Raw genomic sequence first — 24,372 nt, forward strand, 5'->3', positions numbered from 1 at the left:
GTGTGTTAAGTTAGTTGTTGAGTTTAACGGTTGCGGGTTGGGTACATTCATCTACCAGGTAGACTATGGACACATACGGAATACCGGAGTTGGTTGTCAGCCCGATTTCACAGGTACGGCTGTTGGAATATCCGATGCTTACGCCGGCTGCTTCTATCTGGGGGCGGAGTTTGCGCAGGGCGTATGCGTTCAGTTCGGGATATGTGAAGCCGCGGTCGCCGGCAAAGCCGCAGCAGCCTACTTCTTCGGGTATGATGACTTTGGATGAGCAGAGACGTGCCAAGGCTGTAATCGTATCGGCAAGCCCCATCTTGCGCATGGAACAGGTGATGTGAACTGCCACAGGGCGGTCGGTAGGGGTGAATACCAGTCTGTTACGCAGGAATGTATATATGAACTCTGCCGGTTCGTAAAGCTTCATTTTATGGATGGTCTCGCGCATCCGGTGCAGGCACGGGCTTTGGTCGCACAGCACAGGATACCTGCCCTGTTCGCTGGCTTTCCACAAGGCTGCCTCCAGTTCGGCAGATTTGCGGTCGGCAATGTCAAGCATTCCCTTGCTTTCCCAGATTGTGCCGCAGCAAAGCTTTTCCATGTTTTCGGGGAAGATGACTTCGTAACCGCCTTTTTGCAACAGGGCAATCATTTTGCTCGCCAATGCCTGCTCCACAGGCGATTTTTTTGGCAGTCCCATTGTCTGGTTGATGCAACTGGGGAAATAAACCACTTTCAATTGACCATTAGCCGAACTGTCTTTGTCTGCGTTCTTATTCCGCAGGGTATCGTTGTCAATTGTCAATTGTGAACTTTTAATTGAATAGGCTTTGGGCATTGCCGGCGTCCAAAGGGGGATGCCGAGAACGTTGTGCATGCCTTTGGTGATGCAGCTCATCGCTTTGGTTCCCAATACGGAATGACCGAGGTTGGCAAGTCCCAATACGGGACGCAGTGCACTTTTTATGCCGGCGAAGTGATTGGCGGCGAAATTGCCGGCCTTATATCCTATGCTGCCTTGCGGCAATTCTTTCTGGCGGATGATGTGTGTCAGGTCACCCGTATTGATTCCCATAGGACAGGACATGGAACAGAGACCGTCGCCGGCACAGGTCTGGTTGCCAGGATAGCGGTATTGTTTTTCCAGCAGGGCGAGACGTTCGGGGGCTTCGCCGCTCTGTTGAAGGCGGGCTATCTCCCTTTGCAGTACGATGCGCTGTCTTGAGGAGAGGGTGAAGCCGCAGGACAGGCAGTTCACTTCGCAGAAGCCGCATTCGATGCAGCGGTTTACTTTGGCTGCCGGATTTTGGGCATCCAAAGGAATCAGCGGAAGCGGTTTGAAATTTTTGATATGGCATTTCGGGTCGTCATTGAAAATAACGCCCGGATTCAACAGACCTTTCGGGTCGAACAGGTTTTTGACGGCTTTCATCACCTCGTAGGCTGCATCTCCCCATTCGTGGCGTACAAAAGGAGCCATGTTTCTGCCCGTACCGTGTTCTGCCTTCAGCGAGCCGTCGTATTTGTCCGCAACCAGTGTCTTGACATCATTCATCAGGTTTTCGTAGCGTTTCATTTCGGCTTCGCTGCTAAAAGACTGATTGAGGATGAAGTGGTAGTTCCCCTCCAGCGCATGTCCGTATATACAAGCATCCTCGTAGCCGTGACGGGCTATGAGTTGCTGCAATTCGGCGGTTGCTTCGGGTAGGTCCTCGATGTGGAAAGCCACATCTTCGATGAGGCACGTTGTTCCCGGTTTCCGCGTCCCGCCCACGGAAGGGAAGATGCCGGAGCGGATGGCCCAGTACTTTGAATACTCTTCGGGCTTGTCGGTGAAGCATACGGGTGTGTAGGTCTGGAAAGCGGAGAGGCATTGTTCTATTGCACGGATGTTCTGCCGAAGTTCTTCCGTGCTGCGGGCTTTGGTCTCGGTCAGCACGGCGGTCAGTCCGGTTTCGTCTCCCGGTTCTACGCCGGGCAGGGTGGATGAACATATTTCGCCCTTATACTTCAGGAATACGGGGTCGCTTACCGATGCCAGAGATTTCCAGTCCAGCAGCTCTGCTCCTTTTACGGTCCACTCACCATTGGCGCCGGTTAGTTTTTTCATGGCTACCACAGCACGGCAAGCTTCTTTTATGGTCTTGAAGTAGAGCATGGCACTTGCCTTGCAAGGGTAGTCATACTCCGTTTTCATAGTCACTTGCGAGAGGAATGCGAGTGTTCCCTCCGAACCCACCATAAGATGGGCAATGATATCGAACGGGTCGTCGAAGCGGACAAAAGGGAGCAGGTTCAGACCGGTTACATTCTTTATGGAATATTTGTAGCGGATGCGTTCCGCCAGTTTCTCGTCGGCACGCACTTCATCGCGGAGCGTGCAGATGCGCCGGATGAAATCGCGGTGTGTCACTTCAAATGCGGCGCGGCTTACGCTGTCGCCGGTGTCGAGTACCGTTCCGTCAGCCAGTACGATGCGGGCGGAGAGAAGCACCTTGTCGCTGTTGGCATGCGTACCGCAGTTCATGCCCGAAGCGTTGTTCATGACGATACCGCCCACCATGGCGCTTTTTACGGAGGCAGGGTCGGGAGCGAATTTCCGTCCGAAAGGAGCCAGCAATTCATTGACCCGTTGCCCGATGATACCGGGCTGCAGGGTGATTTCTTCATGGTCGGGAGATATGCTGTAGCCTTCCCAATGTTTGCCGGCTACAATAAGTATGGAGTCACTGATGGCTTGTCCGGATAAGCTGGTTCCTGCTGCCCGGAAAGTGACGGGCAGGTTGTGGCTGCCGGCAAGTTTCAGCAGCCGGGAGATTTCCTCTTCTCCTTCCGAACGGATTACGATTTGCGGGATGAGGCGGTAGAAACCGGCATCTGTTCCCCAAGCCAGCCGACGGAGTTCGTCGGTGTAAATCCTTTCCTGCGGAATGAATTGTCTCGCTTCCTGCAGGAAAGCCATGTAGTTACTCTTTTCCATAATGTATAGATCTTTTTACTCCTGTGCTTCTTCCCGCAATCCTTGTCGCAATAACTTGTGAAAGAACTTTATAGGGAAGCACATTCAATATACAACCGAATGATATTCAGTATGCGACTTACCGTTTTTTATACTTGTCAAATTATTTATATAAATAATACTGCTTCGACAGTTTACGGAACTCCTCAACGTCTTTGTACCAATAGTCGCGGATGTCTTCCCAACGGTTGCGCTTGCTGAAGCGTTCGCGTATCTGTTTTGAGCCGCTTACCTTGTCGAACATGGCGAAACGGCCTTTATCCGCATGGTCAAATACGGCACGGTCGGGATAGAGCGCGGCTACTTCCTGCATTACGAGGAACTGTATCTCGCTTAGCGGTGCTTTGCCGAAATCCATGATGTGCACTTGCACGCCCTGCAGCAACTCTCCTTTACCTACGGAGTAGAACGGTTTCAGGTACATCGGTCGGAAGACGATACCCGGTACGTTCAGCCCGTTCAGGTTTCTGGCAAGTTTCTCGGCTTCCACCCACGGGGCAGCGAACATCTGGAACGGAATCGTGTAACCTACTCCGATAGACATATAGCCCAACTCTCCCAAAATGCCGCTCACGGGATAGAAAAATGCGGAGTGCGGGTGCGGAATGTGCGGAGAAGAAGGAACCCATTGCAATCCGGTCTGTGTATAGTCCATCTTGCGCTTCCAGCCTTTCATCTTTACAACCTGCAATTTGCATTGCTTGCCGTCTTTCAGCATCTTTTCCCCATTCAGCATGAAAGCCAGCTCACCGCAAGTGAGTCCGTAAAGGTACGGAATTTTAAATTGGCTGACAAAGGAAATGCAGTCATCTTCCGTCAGATTACCCTCTATCTTCAATCCGCCTACGGGATTGGGGCGATCCAGTACGATAAATTCCTTGTTGTTCTCGGCAGCGGCTTCCATGGCAAGTCCCATGGTACTGATGTAGGTGAATGAGCGGCAGCCGATGTCCTGAATGTCGTATACCAGTACATCAATGTCCTTCAGCATCTCCGGAGTCGCTTTGCGTGTCTTGCCGTAGAGGGAATAGACGGGCAGTCCGGTTGAGGCATCCTTGATGTCCGTTACGTGATCGCCGGCATGTACATCACCACGTACGCCATGTTCCGGACCGTAGAGTGCCACGAGATTCACGTTCGGCGCTTCGTGCAGAATATCGATGGTGGATTTCATGTGATTATCTACTCCCGTAGGATTGGTAATCAGTCCCACACGTTTACCTTCCAGGCATTTGAAGTTTTGCTCTTTCAGCACTTCGATGCCGGTCTTTATTTTTATTTTCTGTGCGTATGCCATGCAGCAAAGGGTGCAAAGGATACAGAGAACGAGATGTTTTTTCATAATGGGTATCTTTATGGTTCGTTTATCAATCTTTTATTTCTTGCCGTATTCGGGGTCTATCCGCCTGTCGGCAAAGACGGTGACTATCACGGTGGCAATGCAGCATGCGATTACCATCCAGAAGAAGTTGGTATAGCCGATAGCTTCCTGAATGTAACCGGCAAACATGCCCGGAATCATCATGCTCAGCGCCATGAATGCGGTGCAGATAGCATAGTGTGATGTCTTGAACTCGCCTTCGGAGAAATACATCATATAGAGCATATAGGCTGTGAAACCGAAGCCGTAGCCGAACTGTTCGATAGCAATCGCCGTTGATATGGCAAACAGGTTTTCGGGCTGGCAAATGGCCAGGTAGACAAAAGTCAGGCAGGGAAGTGTCATACATGCCGCCATCCACCAGATGGATTTCTTCAATCCGATGCGCGATGCGAATATGCCACCGAGAATACCGCCCAATGTGAGGAATATCACACCGATAGTGCCGTATACGATGCCTACTTCCGCCGTGGAAAGCCCTAAGCCTCCCGCTTCTTTACCGGCAACGAGGAAAGGCATGCACATCTTGATGAGGAATGCCTCGGGCAGGCGGTAGAGCAGCATGAATACAATGGCAAGCAGTACACCCGGTTTGGTAAAATAGGTGGCGAAAGTGCGTCCGAACTCCTTGAAAATAGCCTTGGCACCGGCTGTTCCCGGAGCCAAGACCGATTTGTCTGAAGACGGTTTGGGTATCATGAAAAGGTGATAAAAACTTACTGCACTGAACATAACGGCCGTAACCAGCATCGTGATAGTCCACGACAGCGGAATATTGTCGTATTTCAGTTCGATGGCACCGGCAATGGCTACGAGCACTCCTTGTCCGAAGATAGACGCAAGGCGGTAGAAAGTGCTTCGGATACCGACAAACTCAGCCTGCTCGCCCGATTTCAATGCCAGCATATAGAACCCGTCTGCGGCAATATCGTGTGTGGCGGAAGCGAATGCCGTGATGATAAACAGTATCAAGGTTACGGTGAACATACTGATAGGAGTCGTGCCCGCTGCCATGGTTGCTTCGTCCGGATGCGGAATGGTCAGGGTCAGCAGGATGAAAGCTATCGACATAAGAATCTGCATGGAAACTACCCACCATCTTTTGGTTCTGATAATGTCTACAAACGGGCTCCAGAAAGGTTTGATAGTCCATGGCAGATACAGCAGGCTGGTAAATAGCGCCATGTCTCCATTGGGTACACCCATTTTGGCAAACATCAGTACGGAGATGTTGTTCACGATAAAGTAGGGGATACCCTGTGCGAAATATAAGGTAGGGACCCATGCCCAGGGGGATATTTTCTTGATATTGTTCATTCTGTCAATTGTTTTTCTGTTATAGGATTAGTCATATAGTTGGTCGATACTGGCGCCGATGTAGTAATGCAGCAATATCTCATCGTATTTGTATCCTTGTTCTCCCATTACGGCAGCACCTATCTGGCAGAGACCTGCGCCATGTCCCCATCCGGCTCCGGTGAGGATGAAACGCCCGGGGATGCCGGCCTCCGACACTTCTGCGCGGTCTACGACAAAGGCGGAGCTGTAAAGGTGTGAAGGAGAAAGCGTCCGGCGGATTTCCAGCTCTTTCCCGATAGTCAGCGTCTTCTTCGTACCTACGATTTTCAGTTTCCAAAGGCGTCCGGAGGTGCCGCGGGCCACGGGAACAAGGTCGATTATCTGCCCGTAGTCTATGCCGGAGCGTTTCAGTATGAGGGCGGAGAGTTCGTCTTGAGTATATTCTACTTTCCAACGGTAGAAATCGGTGGTTTCCTGGTCGTAATTGTTGAGAACCTGTGACAGGATTTTCTTATCCGTGGTATTGCAGAATGCTTCGGGGGAAGTACGTATCCAACGGTCGGCTTCGGACTCCTGAGTCAGGTCGGGCAGTTCGGGAGCAGTCTTTTCATTTCCTGTCAGATAATCGCGCTGTTTGGCAAGATAGGGATATTTGATATCTTCCCAGCAATACTGGAACTCTTCGAATGCTCCGCCGCAGCATTTGGAGAAGCGGGCATCGCATATTTTGCCTTCTGAGATAAGTACCTGTCCGCGGGTGGCGGCTATCGCCTGGCGGACTATATCGGTGGAAGCGCGGGTTATCCCCTGATAGCGCTGGCAGTGGTCGTCCGCACATACGTCGAAATGGGTATGGGAGTCGCGCTCATACCATTTCAATTGACAGTCGGCAGTTGACGGTTGGCAATTGGCTGCGTTGTCTTGGTTTGCGTTTTTATTCCGCATGGTATCATTACCAACAGGCAGTTGTAATTTGTCAGTTTGCAAACCGGAAAGGTTTGCAAGCAGCCAGCTGCGCGAGATGACTGCATGTGCCTTCAGCAGTTCCAGAGAAGCGGTAGCACTCATCTCGCTGGAGATGACGCTGGTCAGGTAATCCTCCACGCGGATGACATTGATACCAGTCAGCTTGCCGTTTTCTACGATAATCTTTAAAGAACCCTGGAAGCGTTGGTCTTCTTTGCGTTCCCAGTGGAAGTTTATCCCGATAGTCACATCCAGCAACTCGAATGACGCAACGGATTCTTGCAGGGGTTCAAACATTAGTTCGTCATATTGCCTGCCGTTCCAAAGGATTTTACCTTCGTCGTAGGTAACAGTCTGCTTGCCGTTGACTTCCTTGCCGGATACGTGGTAGGGGGTAAGCAGGATAAATTCTATCTGTGGCTCGAATAGGATGCCGACTTCTACTTTGGGTTCTTTCATACTTGTTTATTTAAAGGAATGACGGATATTACAGTTGTTCCTGGATGCGTTTCCGCACCTTTTGAAAATCTGCGGGAGAAAGGCATACTTCACTCAATATCTGTGCGATGTCTTCTGCCGTTATTTTGATGAAATCTTTCTCGACGGGGGTGATGAATACGCCGCCTAAGTCTACGGAGGCAGGACTGCTCAGCAGGTTGGCGTCGCCTTCGGCCGTATAACATGCCGGACGATGCTTGGCACGAGGAAAGACAAATACAATCCATTTGTTGTCTTCGTACATTACAAGGACATTCATCATCGGTTCGTCTTCACCGGGCTGTATGTCCAATGAGTGATAAACGGTGTCGAACAGCTTAATAGCCGTCTTGCGGTCGGCAGATTCGATGACGAGCGTAGTGCGCGGGGCATCGTTCAGCCACCATAGGGTGGCCTGACCGTAGTCGGCTACTTTGCCTGCTATCTGTCTACGCCAGTCTTGTTCAATAGGCATGAAGCCTTTGTTGCCAGCCTGGAAGTGGGCGTGGTCGGGAGCGGAAGCGCCGCATTTGGGACCATTGTAAAAAATGGTGTAGTCGGTCAGTTGCCGTGCCAGGTCCAGCATATCCCCGAAGCGGGGAGCTATGCGCTGGGCGACATGTGCGGTTTCCGGTACCGTCAGATGACGGGGGAATATGGGAAACGGGTTGACCAATATGTTGTAGTGCCCTTCGAACGGGATGCCTTTTTGCACTGCCGGCAAGTTGGCGGGACAGAGAAAGCATTTACGTTCCTTAATGGACTTTGCATCTACTTTGGCTCCGGAAGATACGATACGTGCCGGATTGAACTGTACTTTATAAAGGGTGCCGTTTACATTCAGTTCTTTCATCTGCACTCCGGAAAGGGCGGCGTAGTTATTACGCGCCGTTTCCCAGGAAGCAAGCTGCTCGGTTAGAAGATTGTGTATGGTCTGATTCATAGGTCATTTACCGTTTTTCTTGTTCATAGCGATGCGTGCCTGCAACTCCCACGTGCGGATACGGTCTTTGTAAAGGTTGTGCCCGTTCATCTTGACGATGTCCAATGAGGCATCCGAGTTGTCGTCCCAGCGGCGGCAGTTGTAAACAACGTCATAGACACGGCCTATCTGGTATTGGCGGGAGAAATTCAGTCCAAGGGCATAGTCTTCGCCATAGCTCGTATTGGGCACTTTTACTTCGCGCAGTACCGGAGTATAGAATGCGCGCGGCGCACCCAGACCGTTAATGCGGAGGGCATTGTTACGTCCGTTGTCCGGTGTCCACTCCTTGTGATCGATGATGCCCGGAGCAATCATGTTCATGTTGAAGTCCGTCATCATGTAAGTACCTACTACCATGGCGCAGTTCTGTTCGTAGAAAGCACGTACCATAGTGGCCAATGTATTTTCATCGGCATATACATCGTCGCTGTCCAATTGTACGGCAAACTTGCCGCATTTGGGGTGGTGTACGCCCATGTTCCAGCAACCGCCGATGCCGAGGTCGTTGCGTTCGGGGATGATATGGATGAGGCGCTCGTCATTCTTAAACTCGTCGATGGCTTCTGTCGTTCCGTCGGTAGAGTGGTTGTCGATGATGATAAGATTGAACTTGAAGTCTGTCTTCTGGTCCAGTACGGAACGGATAGCATCGCGGATGGTGCGTATACGGTTGCGTACGGGGATGATAACGGATGCCTCGTATTCGAAATTTCCGGCAGAGAACTCAATCTGCTTGAACTCCGGTTTCAGGTAGCCACCGATTTCTTTCAGATGTTCCGTGCATGCCGCTTCCATTTCAATCTGACGGTTACGGTTCTTCGGGTCGACGTAATCGAATATCTTTTCGCCGCTCTTACGTGTATCGTTTTCCACTTCACTGTACAGATATTCATTGATATGTACGAGGTCTGCCTTTTGGCTCAGCTTCAGTCGTAAGTCGTAAAGGCCGGCAAAGTTATAATCGCACTTCATGCGGCAGGCTGCCTCTTTTAGCTTTGAAGTATTGAAAAGGAGTACCGAGCCGAAATTGAAATCGTCTCTCAGCGAGCCGAACTGATAGTCGATGACAGGAGCATTCGTCTGCTTGCCGTCGGCTATCTGGTAATGGTCGGCATAGACCATTCCTGCATCCGAATCTTCTGCAATGTGCATCATGCGTTCCAAGGCGAACATACCCAGTTCAAGAGTCGTTTCTTTGGTGTATAGCAATGTATATTCAGCATCGGTTTTTTCGGCAATGGTTTTCATGGCAGTGCTGCTGTAGGGCATGTCTACGGATAAAATCTCACAGCCGGGCAATGGTTCGAGCGTAGGGTCTGTCGTTACTAAACGGATGTTGTCGATAAGACCTGTAGCCTGTAATCCTTGTACTGTCTTTTCAGCCTGTTCTTTTCCTGCAAAAGGAATAAAGCAATCAATCTTCTTCATATCTGTAAGGTATTATTTTAAAATTCTCATTTTTTTATTTTAAACTTCAGCATTCCGGTTTCTCCACTCGTGGCGGTAAACAGCACCCGGTTGTTGTCGAGCGGTACCACTGTGCTTATGAGCGAATTGCCTGTTTTGTGTTTCCACAGCACTTCGCCAGTCGCGGCTTCCAGCGCGAAGATAAGTCCTTCTTTGGTACTTCCGAATACGACTCCGTTTTTTTCTACCTGCATGGAAGGAGCATGCTCGTAGCCGAAGCCTACATTGGATGCCCACAGTTTGTGCGGTTGGTTACCTTTGGTGGAGTAGCATACGATACTGTCGTTCATGGTCTTGCTGTAAATACGTTCTTTATCTTCGGACAGTCCTATTGTCTCACGTACCATGGATTGGAAAGTACGCCATACAGTATTGCCCGTTTCTATGTCAATGGCGGTCATGGCACGTTGCGGGTCGGTAATGAATACCTTCCCATCGGCTGCCACCGGCCATACGGCGGCAGGGGAGAAGTGCATGCGCGTCAGTCCGCCTGTCCATTTCCATAATTCCTTGCCGTCTGCTTTATTTAAAGCATATAAGGTATTGTCCCATGCGCCGAAGATAACTTTATTGTCCGTTACCAAAGGTTTGGTCTCGATGTAGCCTCTTACGCCTGCAAAAGCCCATTTCACTTCTCCGGTACGAATGTTTACGGCACGGAAAGTGTGGTCGCTGGCACCGATATAGGCAATGCCGTTCTCTATTGTCACTGCTCCCAATACAGGTTCGGCAGCTTCTACTGTCCATAACAGATTACCGTTTTGGGCATCCAGACCATATATCTTACAATCGGCGGAACCGAATACGACAATTCCTTCGCTTACGGCAGGTGTTCCGACAATTCTTTTTCCGGATTGGAAACTCCATAGTTTCTTGCCGTTTTTAAGGGCATAGGCAGTGAGGCGTCCCAGGTCGTCGCCAACGAATACTTTGTCTTTTTCCACTGCCGGTGAACAGTAGATGCCGGCTCCGGTTTGCACTATCCATTGCTCTTGTACTTGTGCATACTCTTTGTTTACGGAGAAGTCGGGATATTTTTCGGCTTTCCCATTACGGTCATAGTATGAATCCGTCAGCGAGAATGCGGCCCATTGTCTTTTCGGTTCTCCGATGCGTTGTGTATAAACGAGGATGGAATCTTCTGTAATCTCATAAATGCCGTAGCCCGGCTTTTCATCCTTGTCGCGCAGGTTGCTGCGCATCAGGATACCCGGAATGCCGTCATAGCGCAAGTCGCGGTTGCGGTGGTAGTGTCCGCCTATAAACAGGCGTATGTTGTATGGTCGCACGGCATCCGTCACTTCATACCAGTTGTCCACATCGCCTTCCGTCATCGGATAGTGGGTAACAAGTATTACAGGTTTGTCCGGCCGGGAATTGCCGGCATTGTACCGGTCCATCGTTTCCGTCATCCAGCGGATATCCTGAGGGACAACATGGCCGTATGCCATACGCATCAGCGGGCCTGAATTAAAACCGAGGAACAAAAAGCCTTTGTGTTCGAATTCAAACCGTTCGCCACCGAATATCTCTCCGAAGGCAGTACAGCCGGAATCGCTCCATTTGGTCTCATGGTTACCCAGTGCTACGTAGTATTTCACTTTCAGCAGGTCGAGGCATGATTTTACTTTTTCCATGGTGGTGCGGTCGCCCTCTTCGGCAATGTCGCCTGTCACCAATACGAAATCGATGCTGTCGGTTGCATTAATTTGTGCAATGGAACGCAATAAATCTTCCGTAGGATTGGGGTTGTTCGGACTTAAGTGGATGTCCGTCAGTTGTGCGAAGCGGAACACGGCCTGCTGTGCCTGCACCATAAACGGTAGCAGGCAGGCAAACAGGACGCTGGTGAATAGTCTTCGGTTCATAAATGATGATTGGTTTTATAAATTATTCTTTATTTCTTGGTACTGTTGTTGAAAAATGTCAGAATAGCGTCCATCAGAGATGCTCTTTCTTCTGCCGTACGAAGCGATTCGAAAGGGAATCCTAAGACGCATGTCTTATATTCGCCCTGATAGGCAATTCCGGCACTCAGGTTATTCTCCGAATAGCGCATTATGGTATACGCTTCTTTCGTAGCAGGCTCGATGGCGTCAGGGGACTCCACTGCGTAAGAATCCGAATTAAGCTCATTATGGTAAGTATAGTTTCCCGAAAGAGAAGGGAAAGGGGAAGCTACGCACTTCGCTTTACCCATTGTGGAGGCTTGTCCTGTACGCCACTTATATTTCAGAACTTCCGTAGCAAATTTCTTGTCTTCTTCATTGGCGGGAATCAGGTGGTTATCCCATAAGTCGGTTCCTACATAGGCGCCTGATATAAGGATATTGCCGCCTTGGCTGCAGTAAGCTGTAATACAGTCTTGCATCGGTTTGCTGAATGTCTTGAACTCCAAAGGCTTTATTCCGCCTCTGCCTATCTTGGTCTGGCACTCTTTGCCGAGAATAAGGTCGGTGTATGTGTAGTCGTTCAGGACAACTTGTCCGCTTTCAACAGCTTCATCACTGCATGAAACGAAGGAGTAACCGGCCTTCAGTATGGCAGCCCCGTGCACTGCCGGGTAGTCGAATGTATTTCCGGCGATAACCTGTGTTTCGTAGTTGCCGTAGCAGTCGCCGAAACCGGATGCGTCATCGTCCATCCAGGGGATGGAACGGCGGAACTCTTTCATCTTTCCGATGTAACTGATGTCTTTGATATAAGGCACTCCATGGTCCAAATCGTCCAGAAAACCTGCAAGTAGCGTGTCGGCAGGTGCAGGGGCTACAAAGTCGGCGGGAGCACTGATGCGGTCGAATCCGTTGATGACCAATACTGCACCTTTGCTGTTGAAAGCCTGTCCTGCCGAAAGAATTTCAGAAGGGAAGCTCTCACCACCCTTGTTGAGGGCGGTTACCTTATAGCTGCATACGATACCGGCGGGAAGAACGGTGCGGTAACTGTTTTTATCCACTACTGTGCCGTTGTCGAAGTCACCGTTGCCGATACGCGTATAAACGATGTACTTCTCGGGAGCGGCTGTCGGTTCCAGCGGGTCGTTTACAGCTTTCCAGCTCAACTCGATTTCATTTTCACCGATCATGCGCAATGCCATGTGGTCTACAGGCAAGGGCTGTACTATATAATCCATACGGTATTGCGAACAGAGAAACTGCAACATTCCTTTGTAGATAGCGCGGCTTACCGTAAATCGGAAGCGCGGGTCGATGCCGTAACGCATATCGGCAAAGTTCTGGTGAGAAAGCAACTCAAGTAACATGGTCGGTACGCGTGGAACGCGGGCTTCATAGTATGATTGATTCCATTTGCCGCGGCGGGTCCATCGGGGTTCATACAGTGTGCGGATATCGCGTACGATATTGGATTGAATCAGGTCTGTCAGGTCGTGAGACAAGTAGCGTGATGCCCCATTGGCAAATACTCCGTTGTAGGCATCGGTCTGATAGATGCCGAGTGTTCCGATGATAGAGTCGTTGAGGGTAGTTCCTGCATCCGAGTGGAAGGCAAACGCCAGGTCTACCGGAATATTCAACCCCTTTTCCGTGGGGTTGGCGGCAGAACCGCCAGCCAGGTAGTTCACCCATATTCCACGGCTTTTATAGTCATCCGTGTAATCATTCTTTCCGTGGCTTTCGGAATATACGCTGTCCGGAATGCCGGCCCATTGCATCCAGTAACGGGCAGCCTCGCAAAAACGGGGATAACCGCTCTTTTGGTATTCGGTGATATAGGACGGTTGATATGCTGCCGGTATATTCTTTGCTGCATTTGATGCGTTGACGGTTTTGTCGGAGCTTTTCAAATTATCGGTTGCCCCTTCCTCAGAGATACGGCGGGCAATGTTTCCCATGCCGCCGCCAATCTTTACGGCATCGGCTGTGACTGTTTGTCCGGCTTTGGCAGAACGGTTGCTCAGAGTCACCTTGCAGGCATTGCTTTTTCCGGCATCAAAACCGAAAGTTCCCAGATAGACCCAAGTGCCGCCCCCCATTTTCTGGTTGACTTTGAATTGGGATACCCCGCCTTTATGATAAACGGTATAAAGGGCGTCGTCACTGCTGTTTGGAACAGTCTGATAAGAGACATAGACTGCATATTGTCCGTTTTGAGGTATTTCGGGAATCCATTCGGCCGTGCTTTCTTTTCCTTTTTTGACGGTTTCTGCGATACGGAATGTACCTTCTTTAAAAGGATTCTCAAAATCTATGTATTGCGGGCGAAGATGTGCGAAACCTTTTCCTGTGCCTTGCTGCCATACCTTGTCAGCGGTACGTTCGGCATAGGTAGAGCCGGTGTTAAGGCAACCGTCATTGTCGATAATGATTTCGGCAGTCTGGCAGTCGCGTTCACGCGGAAGCAGTACATTGGCTCCGGCGTTTTCCAGCATCGGAACAAGGTAGGGCAATACGAAGCTCTGTGTATACAGGTCTTCCACGGTTTGCAGACAGCGGGCACGCTGCCACTCCCAGCGGTTGAGTTTCGGTTCGTAGTAAAAACCGTGGCTTTGCCATAAGGCAATATGACGGTTTTGCAGTCCGTTGGTTGGAGTATAAGGTCTGGAAACTTTGGTTACCAGAGGCTTTTCTACATCCTGGCTGAATGTAAGAGCCTTTTTGTCTTTTTTCGAACGCAACGCTTGGGGAATCAGTTCTTCGATACTATGTCTGTTGGTGCGTAGCTGTAGCCTGTACTTTGCAAATTCGGTGGGCAACAAGGCGCTGATGCCTTTGTAAATTTCGGCTACATTGTCCTCACGGAAAGGAATGTAGGAACAGTTCATGTTGGCAAAGAGTTGCAGGGTGTTGCCGTTTATGGCAACAGAGTCAACGGTGATGTGTCCTACGGATATTTCTTTTCGTGCAGTGGCATCCAGAAACTTGCCTATTTCCCGGCGGGTTTCTGTCGGAAACTCTTGCGCACCGCCCGTTTGGGGGATAAGGGCGGTGGCAAGCATGCTGAACAAAAAGTGGAGTCTTACACTCATGATGATGATGTATTAAGTTAAATGTTCTTTTTGTCTTTCTTTATCAGTATGCAGAGTCCGATGAAGGTGAACAGTGCATTGAATATAAGCAGCTCATAGCTGAACTGATAACCGTTGAACCATGCTTCCGAGTTCTTTTGCAGGATGAAGCAAAGAAGCGGAGAGACGATGGCCACTAACGGTATGTATTTGTCCCGTACCTGCTGCTTCATGAAGATGCCGAAAGCGAACAGTCCCAAGATAGGGCCATAGGTGTAGCTTGCCAGAATATATACGGCATCGATTACACTGGTATTGTTCAGCAGGTTGAATACAAAAATCGTAATACCCATTATTACGGCCATTCCTATGTGTACCCGTTTCCGGATTTTTACGATTTCCTCTTCCGTCCTTCCTCTTGTGCCGAGAATATCTACGGTGAAGGATGTAGTAAGGGCTGTCAGTGCGGAGCCTGCTGCCGAGTAAGCCGAAGAAATCAGTCCGATAATAAACAGGATGCCTACAACGGCGGGGAAGTAATTTCCTGTAGCAATTAAGGGGAAAAGTTCATCACTTTTCTCCACTTGTATTCCTTGGCTGCCGGCAAATATGTAGAGCAGTACACCCAGCATCAGAAACAACAGAATGACGAAGAATTGCGAAATGACGCTGGTAATCATGTTTTTTTGTGAGTCCTTGAAATTCTTGCAGCTGAGGTTGCGTTGCATCATGTCCTGATCCAATCCGGTCATGGCTATCATGGTAAATGCTCCGGCAAAGAACTGCTTGAAGAAGTATTGCTTGCTGTTGACATCGTCGAAGAAAAATATGCGGGACATATCGCTGTCGGCAATTGTACCGAGCATACCGGTGAAAGACAAATTAAGGTCGGAAGCTATATAACAGATGCACAATACAACCGATACCACAAGGCAGAACGTTTTCAAGGAGTCCGTCCAGATGAGCGACTTTACGCCTCCACGGAAAGTGTACAGCCATACCAAAGCTACGGTGATGGCCACATTCAGAATAAACGGTAATCCGAATGGCTCGAATACCAGCAGTTGTAATGTCAGGCAGACGAGGAACAGCCGTACTGCCGCTCCAAGCATTTTGGAGATGAAGAAAAACCAGGCTCCTGTACGGTATGAGGACATGCCGAACCTGTTCTCCAGATATTCGTAAATGGAAACCAGATTCATCCGGTAGAATAAGGGGGTCAGAACAAAGGCGATGATTAATTGTCCCGCAATAAATCCCAGTACCATTTGCAGATAGCCGAAGTTACTTGCGGCAACCATGCCGGGCACGGATACATACGTTACTCCGGATATGCTGGAGCCAATCATTGCAAATGCCACCACATACCAGGACGATTTGCGGTTGCCCACGAAGAAACCTGCATTGTCTGCTTTTCTGCCGGCAATGTAAGAAACTGTGAAGAGTATTGCAAAATAGGCTGCAATGGTGATGATAACGGATAACGGGCTCATTGTATTGATTGGGTATTAGTGTTTACTGGTTAATAGGTTCCGGTTTGTATGAATAATCATTCTTGATAAAGCAAATAGGGCTTACGCTGTTCCTTGAACTTTTTCACATCGCCTTTCCAACGGCTTTTGATTTCTTCGGCGCTCTTTCCTTCTATTATCATCTTGCGGACATAGTCTGTTCCTACCAGCAATTCGAAGAATGGACGGAAGAAGTGGTCGCCTATGTTCAGGTTCTTATAAGCGTCAATTACGTAGCTCAGATCCACACCGCGCTTCCAAATTTCTTCATCGCTCATATTACTGAGGTTTACGCCGTGGCATAGCTTGTTCAGTTGGGGCGGATTTTTGGCGCCGGGAACACTTTTGGGAGTAAAACTGTAATCATAGCCTGTCATATTGGGATGTCCGTATACCTGAAACGGGAGTGAGGTCCCTCTGCCCAGACTGACGGGAGTGGCCTCAAAATAGCAGGTAGCCGGATACAGATAGACGGCTTTCATGTTCGGCAGGTTGGGAGAGGGGGGAATGGGTAATGTGTATTTTGTCTGGTGCGTATAATTCTTGCAGGGTATGACGGTAAGGTCGCACACGCGTGAGGCCGGTAACCAGCGTTCTCCGTTTACCATTAATGCCAGTTCGCCCAGTGTCATGCCATGTACAATGGGAATAGGCAACCAACCCACTCCGGATTTGTATTTCATGTCCAGTATTGGTCCGTCTACATAATGTCCGTTCGGATTGGGGCGGTCCAGCAACAATACCTTGCGGTTGTACTCGGCGCAGGCGTCCATCAGTCGGCACATTGTTATATAATAGGTATAGAATCGCAAGCCTACATCCTGGATGTCAATAACCAATATATCAAATTTTCTCATGGATGCTTCGCTCGGTTTCTTGTCTTTCCCGTCGTAAAGAGAAAGGATAGGGACGCCCGTTTTCTTGTCGACCGAACTGGATACGTGCTCTCCTGCATCCGCATCTCCGCGAAAACCGTGTTCAGGTGAAAAAATAGCTACTACATTGAATTTGTTTTCCAGCAGTATGTCCAGTAAATGCTTGTCTCCCACCATTCCGGTGTGATTGGAGAAGATTGCAATCCGTTTTCCTTTCAGGATTGGAAAATACTCTGAAGTTTGTTCATCGCCTAAGACAATGCGCTCTTTTTGTGCCTGACACAGTAATGAGCTACATAGCAGGATGGTTAATAGTAGCAGTTTCTTCATAATAGTATTACTTAAGGAGAATTTGTATGGAACAAAGATACTTTTTATTTTAATATCAAAAACACTTATTTGGGAATATTTAGTATTATAATTATTAATTCACAATTACGACAAAACGCTCTTATCTGGTATTCAGGTATATATAGGAAAGAGGTGTATCGAGAAGAAAAACTTTCGTTCTTGATACACCTCTTGTTGTGAGTTATGCTTTTTTTCTGTTACCAGAGAACGGTTTGTGTCAATTTATATCCTTTAGCATTGTACTCGTTGATTTGAGCTTCTCCTACCGGAGCCAGATATGAACGATCGCTGAAATCGTCTCTTGCTTCGGCTGCTTCCGGCACATAGAAACCTGTCATCTCATCGGCGTTGGTTCCGTCATAGACTATGTATTTATATCCGTTACCATCGGGAACTGCTACGGTGGTGATGCCTATGTTGTCTTCTTCAAGATAATTGGGCAGTTCTTCCTCAAGGTTCACCCATAAGCCGAGCATTGTGTCCGGATATGTTTTGTTGTTCATATAATGCAGTTTCTTCCAACGTTTCAAATCAAGCAAACGGGAGTGCTCGTATACAAACTCCATGCGGCGTTCGCGGCGGATTTCCCAAATCAGCGGATCTACTTCGTAATCTCCTGCTACCAAATTGCCTTTGTCTCTATCTGGGTCGAAGTCGGCAGTGATGTCACTTAACATCATAGGTGCGGTTTGTTGCAAGCCTTTTTTTATTGCCGTTTCATCGAGAGGACGCTTGCGGATTTGGTTGATTGTTTTTTCGATGTCATCTTGAATGATAGGGTCACCGCCCATCAAAGCCAGTTCGGCTTTGGCCTCCAGCCAGTTTAACATGACCTCTGCCAGTCGCATTACCGGATAATCATTGGTATTAGTTATACTTTTATATTGAGGAGGATAAGTCTTGCCAAAATAGGTCGGGCCTACACGGTCAATGAATTTCCAGCTATAAAGCAAGGTACCTGCCTGGATACGAGGTTCATCCCAGAATGTAGCTTCAAAACGCGGGTCACGGGTTTTGGCCATGTTCTTGACATCAAGTTCGTCTGCTCCGGCAACAGTTGATTTTTTGTACACCTTACCGTCATTGCAGATGAATGATTTGGCTAATGCCAATGTTGCGCCACCTTGGCTTTCCGTACCGTTGGAGTAAGAAGCCACACAGTGAGTTACGTTGACTCCGGCATCATAGTGTCTGTACATCAGTACCTCTTTATTGCTGCTTAGGTCTGTTGAGCCGAACAGACTTTTGAAATCACCGGAAATCTGCCATTGGCTGTTTCCTAATACCTTGTCTCCTGCTTCCTTGGCCATAGTCAGATACTTCTTTGCAAGTTCAGTATCGTTCTTATGATATTTCTGCCAAGTTCCTTCGAATAACATCAGTCTGCTGACGAAACCGGCTGCAATAAATCTGTTCAGATATTGGGCTCCGTCATTTTCACGGATATTATTTAATGCAAAGTCAAAGTCATTGTACACATGTTCCATGACTTCGTTGCGTGGCGTGCGGTCTTTATACATTTCATCGGTATCTGCATCGCTAATGGATTTTCCATAATAGGGTACATCACCAAAGGTTTCTACCAGACGGCAGTATTCAAATCCACGGAAGAATCGGGCTACTCCCATCCAGTGGTTATAGGTTTCTTCTTCCAGCGCACTTTTATACTTCTCCAGTTTGTCAATCATTATATTCCATTTGCGTACCCAGGCAAAGTTCCAGTTGCCGGCTGCGTATTGGGAAATCCAGGAGTTGGCGAGGTCGCTGGTGTTGTAACTTCCGCGGCTGGTGGGAACGGTATTCTCAAAAGAGGTCTGTTTTCCGGATGAAGCATTGTCATCAGAAAAATTGTATCCTCTTAAAGGAGCGTATGCGCTGCCCCAGCTATTGTTGTAACCCACAAAATAAACGGGGTATGCTTCGTTGACATAGAGTCGGTATTCGTTATCTGTCTTTCCATACGTTTCGTCCAGTGGCTTTGTCAATTCCGGACGTTCCAGGATAGAGTCGCACCCGCTTGTCATAAAGGTTGCGGCAGAAAGTAAAGCAAATATATATTTTTTCATATAATTCAGTTTATTAGAAGTTCAATTGTACACCTACTGACACACTCTTGAAAGTCGGGGTTCCTACACCGGTACGGCCGCTGTTATAGTTCTCTGCATTGAACATGGAGTAACCGGAGATTGCTTCCGGATCAATAGGAAGTCCGTTCAGGTTGTCAAATGTAAAGAAGTTTTCTAGCGCCAGATAGATGCGTGCCTTTTGCATGCGTACTTTCTTTATGATATTTTCCGGAAGAGAATAACCTAATGTGATATTCTTGATGCGGAAATAAGACATATCCAGCAGATAGCGTGACTGTTTGTAATAGTTGTAAGCATCGTTCGATCCGGATTGGTTCCATGGACGTGCATAGAAAGCTCCTGTGTTCTCTTCAGTCCAGTAGTCACTTGCGATAGCGTCAGGAATAGCACCGTCGGCAGTATTATAACCGGGAATGGCAAGGAAACCGTTACCCCATATCTGACGTTTGCCTACACCTTGCATAAAGATAGAAAAGTCAAAGCCTTTATAATCTGCGCCCAGACGGATACCGTATTCAAATCTCGGTGTTTCATTACCAATTATTTCCTTATCGCCCGGGTCTTCTACAGTGCCGGCGCCATTACCCAGTTTTCCGTCTCCATTCAAGTCGGCATATTTTACGTCGCCCGGACCAAATTTGAAGTCACCGGATTGCAGGAAGTCCTGATATACTCCGTTCGGGTCTTTCAGTTTGTTCATTTCTTTAGCACCCGGAGTGCCTGCTGCCACTTCTTTTCCGTTCAAAGCCCATACAGTAACCAGTTCGCCGTTATTGTCATATACGAAATCATCTTTCTGATACAAACGTTCTGTTCTATAGCCCCATATTTCGCCATATTTCTTGCCTACATAATAATCGCTGATTAAACGCGTATCACTGTATTCTGTAATTTCAGTTTGGGCATCAGACAACGTGAACATGGCATTAATGCCTAATCCGTTGTTGAAACGGTGGTTGTAATCCAATGAAACTTCCCAGCCACGTGTTCTTAAAGAACCGTAGTTGCCTTTGGGAGCGGCTGCACCGAATGTATAGGCAATGCCCGAACCCGGTACAATCATATTACGTGTATCGCGTTGATACCAGTCGAATGTTACACCGAAATCACCGTGGAAGAAACGCGCATCAAATCCCAAGTCGAGTGTGGCTATGTCCTGCCATGTAATAGAAGAAGCAACGGCAGAAGGAGTACCGCGATAGAATAATTTCTGACCATCGGCACCCAGCCAGTTTACTTGTCCTGTGCCGAGAGAGGATACATACAAGCCGTTATCTACGGTTTGGTCGCCAATGATACCCCATGAACCGCGAAGCTTCAATGAGTTCAATGCGGGTTTTGCCCATTCCATAAAAGCTTCTTCACTTAAGCGCCAACCGGCTGAGAATGAAGGGAACCAACGCCATTTCATACCAGAGGGGAACTTGGATGTACCGTCATAACGTAAATTGGCTTCCAACAGGTACTTTTCTTTGTAATTATAGTTGATACGACCGAAGTAACCCATTTGACCTTCCCATTTTTGGTTTCCGCTTGCGGTCTGAGTGCCAACTGCGAGGTCGAACTGCGGGTTGGTGATATCTGTCAAATCTGTAATTTGTGACCAGTTGTCTTCATAGTCATAAGTCACCAGATTCATACCAAGCAGAAACTTGAAGTTGTTATCGTCGTTTATTTGCCAGTTGTAATCGGTGGTTGCATTGAAGGTATGGCGACGTGCTCCCGAAGATTTTCTGTAGATATGGTCGGGATTTGAACCATGGGGAGTATATTCTTCGTACGGAAGTTTGTATGCGGGCATTGCACCTTCGGCTGCTGCGTCTACTTGTTGTCCCAGGTTGTTTACATAAATCTGATTGCCGTTGGCATCGGTTCTCGGTACACCGGCACTCCATGCGTTTGCTGCGCTATATCGTGTTCCGGGTTTCTTGATAACTCCTGTTTCGTTGGCATATGTATAGTCAAAATCAAATTTCCAGTCTTTGGTCACATTTACGGTTGTACCCAAGCTTATGTTGAGGTAATTATCTACTTGTGAAGCTGTATTGGCTTGTTTTGTTTCAGACCACGGACTGCGCAAGTCGTTTCCGTCTTCATTGACACCTAACGGCATGTTAGGACCCCAGCGATACAAGTACAGCCACGGGTCGGCAGTAGTGGATGAGGTAGAATAAGGGTATCTCTTGTCACGTGAGGAGAAGATAGAACCCGCACGTATAGTCAGATATTTGTTGATTTCGGTGCTTAAACGTACGGATGCGTTGTAGCGTGTAAAATCGTCTTTCTTGGCAGGCTTCATCATACCGTTCTGATGCAGATATCCTAAGCCGATGTTGTAAGTTGTCTTGCCACTTTTGCCGTTGATTGAAACGTTGTGTGAGTGAGTCGGTGCCCATTCGCGTATCATATAATCATACGGGTCGAAAGTTCTCAGACCGATATTTCGTCCATTGGCATCCACATACCAGTCTCGCCCATATACATAAGGGTCGTCGGGACCTAACTTGCCGCCATATTTGTTTTGCCATTCGCGGGCACGCTCCAATCCGGATTCTGTCATAAAGAATGAAATACCGCCGGTGGCTGTTTTTCCGGAGCGCTTCATTGCTTCTACGCTATATTCCAAAGCATTGAACTGTCCCATTTTCATCTCTTTTGCCATGTTTTGGAAAGAGAGATTGCCCTGATAAGAAACATTGACCCTATCACTCTTGGCGCCTTTTTTCGTTGTAATCAATACTACGCCGAATGCTGCTTTCGCACCGTAAATAGAAGCAGATGCAGCATCTTTCAGTACAGAAATGCTTTCTATATCATCGGGGTTGACCATTTGGATAGAAGGTATTTCTACGTTGTCGAGCAAAATCAAAGGTGTAGCTTCTCCTTCGATGGAACCGATTTGTCCGCGTATCTTAATAATCGGGTCAGAACCGACTTCGCCGCTTGGTACCTGGATGGATAAGCCCGGGGTGGTACCTTGCAAACCACGACCGATATCGGCAATAGGACGTCCTTCCAATGTCTGATTCACGTTAACGGAAGCGACTGCTCCTGTCAGGTTCTCTTTTTTCTGTGAGCCGTAACCTACGACTACTACTTCATCCAATAATTCAGTGTCGTCTTTCAACACTACCCGTAGATTAGGAGTGGCCTTTATTTCTTGAGTGGTATACCCCACAAAAGAAATCTGTAAAAGTGCTCCTGCTGTAACATTCATTCTGATTTTTCCATTGATGTCCGTAATGCCGCCATTGGTAGTACCTTTTTCTACAACGTTGGCGCCAATGATAGGCTCGCCTTGGGCATCTACTACTAAAACATTTACAGCGACAGACTGCATCTGCTCTGTTACGCCATGGTTTTCATGGGAAGTAGATCGGGCAGCAAAAGTGTTACTGCTGCCAAGAAACAGTGCACAGATAGCCACTGTCATGAGGATTTTATGATTTTTAATTCCTCTTTTTTTGCGATCTTCATTCATAAGTGATTGATGATTTTGTTGTTAATAAAAATAGTTTTTCAGTTAGGTAAAAAAAAGGGAGGATTAAGGGGTAAAATGAACTGTATATCCTCTAAGTCTCTTCATTGCTTCATAGGCATTTCTTCAATTTAAGGGTTCATAAATGATATGTTGTATCTCTTTTTTCTCTAAAAATCCAAGTTCACCGGGAACTTGGTATATATTAATTTTAAACTAAATCCAGTTAATTTCTTAACCTTGCCAGTCGTTTTAAGAGATAAATCTTATTATTAACAAAGGTGATAAAGTATTTTGTGTACTTCACACGTAACAAAGATATTATATTATTCAATATCAAGAACATTTCTTTGCATTTTTTTAATCTTATACTTTTAAATTTGCAAAGGCAGTCTTTATATACCTTATATATATTAGAGTTTAAGGTTCTTCTATATTTAAAGAATGAAATTCTATCAGTCCATTCATCGGAGTTTCTTCAATTACGTCGAGCTCAATTCCAAACTCACCGGCAACTTCTCTTAAGATGTCCGCATAGCTATAGGCCAATGAGCCAACAAATCTGATGGGATAATTCTTATAGTCGTACTGGCAGACATTACGAGTGAAAAATCCTTTTAAATTATTAGTTATCAGTTCAAATACATAGTCATCGTTTGTATAGTCTGCCAAGAAGTAAGAAATTGTTGAGAGGAAACGGTTTGGGAAAGGACGGTTATATACCGATTCCATTACTTCATTAGAGCTGATACGAAATTTTTCAAAAAAATCGGCCATTACATCCTTAGGTGCCAAGCCTTTTAACACATCAGACAGAAACATTTTGCCTAACACAGCTCCACTGCCTTCATCGCCCAGGATATAACCACCTGCCTTGACGTTCTTGACTACTATTTTCCCGTCATAAAAGCATGAATTAGAGCCTGTTCCCAAGATACAGGCAATGCCGGCTTCACATTTAAACAGACCGCGTGCCGCTGCAAGCAGGTCACTTTCAACCTGAATAGGGGTCTTGAATTGTGCTACTAAAGATGCACCCAATATATTCTTTTTTTCATAAGAGGTACATCCGGCTCCATAATAATATACTTGTTCCAATTTCTTTTTGAAAAAAATATCGGGCAATCCTAAACGTACACTCCGGCTAATTTCTCTTCTTGTTTGAAAAAAAGGATTCAATCCCTCGGTAAAAACACGCTGTATCAAGTGGTTGTCTTCAACCAGTGCCCATTCAGTTCTTGTAGAACCACTTTCCGCAATCAGTTTCATAGCTAATTAGTTTTAGAATTGAATACAAATATATAGTTATTTTTAATATTCTTGCGATAATTCTTCAAAAAGTTTACTTCATGGTTCATAGTTCGTATCCGTCGTTGTAAGTTGTCCTTTCTGAATAAAATATTTGTAAGGTGATAACTGTTGGTACATCTGCTGTAAATAAATAGTTGCTTGTTTATTTTTAATTCGTTAGACAGTTGTTGCCCTTTCGTTAGACTAAGGTTTAACGAAAGGGCAA

13 protein-coding genes are annotated in these 24,372 nt (G+C 47.4%); all 13 read right to left on the reverse strand.

Annotated elements, in window-relative coordinates; all coding sequences use genetic code 11:
• Nucleotides 1–10: 10 nt before the first annotated feature.
• A complete protein-coding gene (locus tag AB5903_RS08195) occupies nt 11–2,974 on the reverse strand; it encodes an FAD-binding and (Fe-S)-binding domain-containing protein (protein ID WP_016661122.1) in 2,964 nt (987 codons plus the stop codon).
• A gap of 142 nt (nt 2,975–3,116) precedes the next feature.
• Nucleotides 3,117–4,355: an exo-beta-N-acetylmuramidase NamZ domain-containing protein gene (locus AB5903_RS08200; protein WP_016661123.1), complete on the reverse strand. Its 1,239-nt coding sequence runs from the start codon at nt 4,353–4,355 to the stop codon at nt 3,117–3,119.
• Between the two features lie 33 nt (nt 4,356–4,388).
• A complete protein-coding gene (locus AB5903_RS08205; protein ID WP_016661124.1) occupies nt 4,389–5,711 on the reverse strand; it encodes an MFS transporter in 1,323 nt (440 codons plus the stop codon).
• Nucleotides 5,712–5,738: 27 nt separating this feature from the next.
• A complete protein-coding gene (locus tag AB5903_RS08210) occupies nt 5,739–7,118 on the reverse strand; it encodes a SpoIID/LytB domain-containing protein (RefSeq protein ID WP_016661125.1) in 1,380 nt (459 codons plus the stop codon).
• Nucleotides 7,119–7,146: 28 nt separating this feature from the next.
• Nucleotides 7,147–8,079 carry a DUF4922 domain-containing protein gene (locus AB5903_RS08215; RefSeq protein ID WP_272709915.1) on the reverse strand — a complete coding sequence of 311 codons (933 nt, stop codon included), beginning with the start codon at nt 8,077–8,079 and terminating at the stop codon, nt 7,147–7,149.
• A gap of 3 nt (nt 8,080–8,082) precedes the next feature.
• Complete coding sequence (locus tag AB5903_RS08220) at nt 8,083–9,549, reverse strand: glycosyltransferase family A protein (protein WP_117940890.1); 1,467 nt, start codon at nt 9,547–9,549, stop codon at nt 8,083–8,085.
• A 26-nt stretch (nt 9,550–9,575) separates the two neighbouring features.
• Nucleotides 9,576–11,456, reverse strand: coding sequence for a PQQ-binding-like beta-propeller repeat protein (locus tag AB5903_RS08225; protein WP_272709917.1), 1,881 nt, complete (start codon nt 11,454–11,456; stop codon nt 9,576–9,578).
• Between the two features lie 29 nt (nt 11,457–11,485).
• Complete coding sequence (locus AB5903_RS08230) at nt 11,486–14,575, reverse strand: hypothetical protein (RefSeq protein WP_016661129.1); 3,090 nt, start codon at nt 14,573–14,575, stop codon at nt 11,486–11,488.
• A gap of 17 nt (nt 14,576–14,592) precedes the next feature.
• Nucleotides 14,593–16,047, reverse strand: coding sequence for a sodium:solute symporter (locus AB5903_RS08235; RefSeq protein ID WP_016661130.1), 1,455 nt, complete (start codon nt 16,045–16,047; stop codon nt 14,593–14,595).
• A gap of 56 nt (nt 16,048–16,103) precedes the next feature.
• Nucleotides 16,104–17,270 carry a DUF1343 domain-containing protein gene (locus AB5903_RS08240; protein ID WP_272709919.1) on the reverse strand — a complete coding sequence of 389 codons (1,167 nt, stop codon included), beginning with the start codon at nt 17,268–17,270 and terminating at the stop codon, nt 16,104–16,106.
• Nucleotides 17,271–17,488: 218 nt separating this feature from the next.
• Complete coding sequence (locus AB5903_RS08245) at nt 17,489–19,357, reverse strand: RagB/SusD family nutrient uptake outer membrane protein (protein ID WP_005656215.1); 1,869 nt, start codon at nt 19,355–19,357, stop codon at nt 17,489–17,491.
• Nucleotides 19,358–19,370: 13 nt separating this feature from the next.
• The gene (locus AB5903_RS08250) at nt 19,371–22,859 is read right to left on the reverse strand and encodes a TonB-dependent receptor (RefSeq protein WP_117740738.1); all 3,489 of its coding nucleotides are present in this window, start codon (nt 22,857–22,859) and stop codon (nt 19,371–19,373) included.
• Nucleotides 22,860–23,276: 417 nt separating this feature from the next.
• Nucleotides 23,277–24,125: a hypothetical protein gene (locus tag AB5903_RS08255; RefSeq protein WP_005656219.1), complete on the reverse strand. Its 849-nt coding sequence runs from the start codon at nt 24,123–24,125 to the stop codon at nt 23,277–23,279.
• Between the last annotated feature and the right edge of the window lie 247 nt (nt 24,126–24,372).

This window comes from Bacteroides sp. 2201st1_D9_2201SCRN_220225 (assembly GCF_040928965.1).
Classification (GTDB): domain Bacteria; phylum Bacteroidota; class Bacteroidia; order Bacteroidales; family Bacteroidaceae; genus Bacteroides; species Bacteroides stercoris.

Excerpts from the sequence above, each read along its gene's own strand:
- AB5903_RS08245 (WP_005656215.1), bottom strand. The coding sequence starts at position 19,357 with ATGAAAAAATATATATTTGCTTTACTTTCTGCCGCAACCTTTATGACA.
- AB5903_RS08210 (WP_016661125.1), bottom strand. The coding sequence starts at position 7,118 with ATGAAAGAACCCAAAGTAGAAGTCGGCATCCTATTCGAGCCACAGATA.
- AB5903_RS08255 (WP_005656219.1), bottom strand. The coding sequence starts at position 24,125 with ATGAAACTGATTGCGGAAAGTGGTTCTACAAGAACTGAATGGGCACTG.
- AB5903_RS08200 (WP_016661123.1), bottom strand. The coding sequence starts at position 4,355 with ATGAAAAAACATCTCGTTCTCTGTATCCTTTGCACCCTTTGCTGCATG.
- AB5903_RS08220 (WP_117940890.1), bottom strand. The coding sequence starts at position 9,549 with ATGAAGAAGATTGATTGCTTTATTCCTTTTGCAGGAAAAGAACAGGCT.
- AB5903_RS08215 (WP_272709915.1), bottom strand. The coding sequence starts at position 8,079 with ATGAATCAGACCATACACAATCTTCTAACCGAGCAGCTTGCTTCCTGG.
- AB5903_RS08235 (WP_016661130.1), bottom strand. The coding sequence starts at position 16,047 with ATGAGCCCGTTATCCGTTATCATCACCATTGCAGCCTATTTTGCAATA.
- AB5903_RS08205 (WP_016661124.1), bottom strand. The coding sequence starts at position 5,711 with ATGAACAATATCAAGAAAATATCCCCCTGGGCATGGGTCCCTACCTTA.
- AB5903_RS08250 (WP_117740738.1), bottom strand. The coding sequence starts at position 22,859 with ATGAATGAAGATCGCAAAAAAAGAGGAATTAAAAATCATAAAATCCTC.
- AB5903_RS08225 (WP_272709917.1), bottom strand. The coding sequence starts at position 11,456 with ATGAACCGAAGACTATTCACCAGCGTCCTGTTTGCCTGCCTGCTACCG.
- AB5903_RS08240 (WP_272709919.1), bottom strand. The coding sequence starts at position 17,270 with ATGAAGAAACTGCTACTATTAACCATCCTGCTATGTAGCTCATTACTG.
- AB5903_RS08230 (WP_016661129.1), bottom strand. The coding sequence starts at position 14,575 with ATGAGTGTAAGACTCCACTTTTTGTTCAGCATGCTTGCCACCGCCCTT.
- AB5903_RS08195 (WP_016661122.1), bottom strand. The coding sequence starts at position 2,974 with ATGGAAAAGAGTAACTACATGGCTTTCCTGCAGGAAGCGAGACAATTC.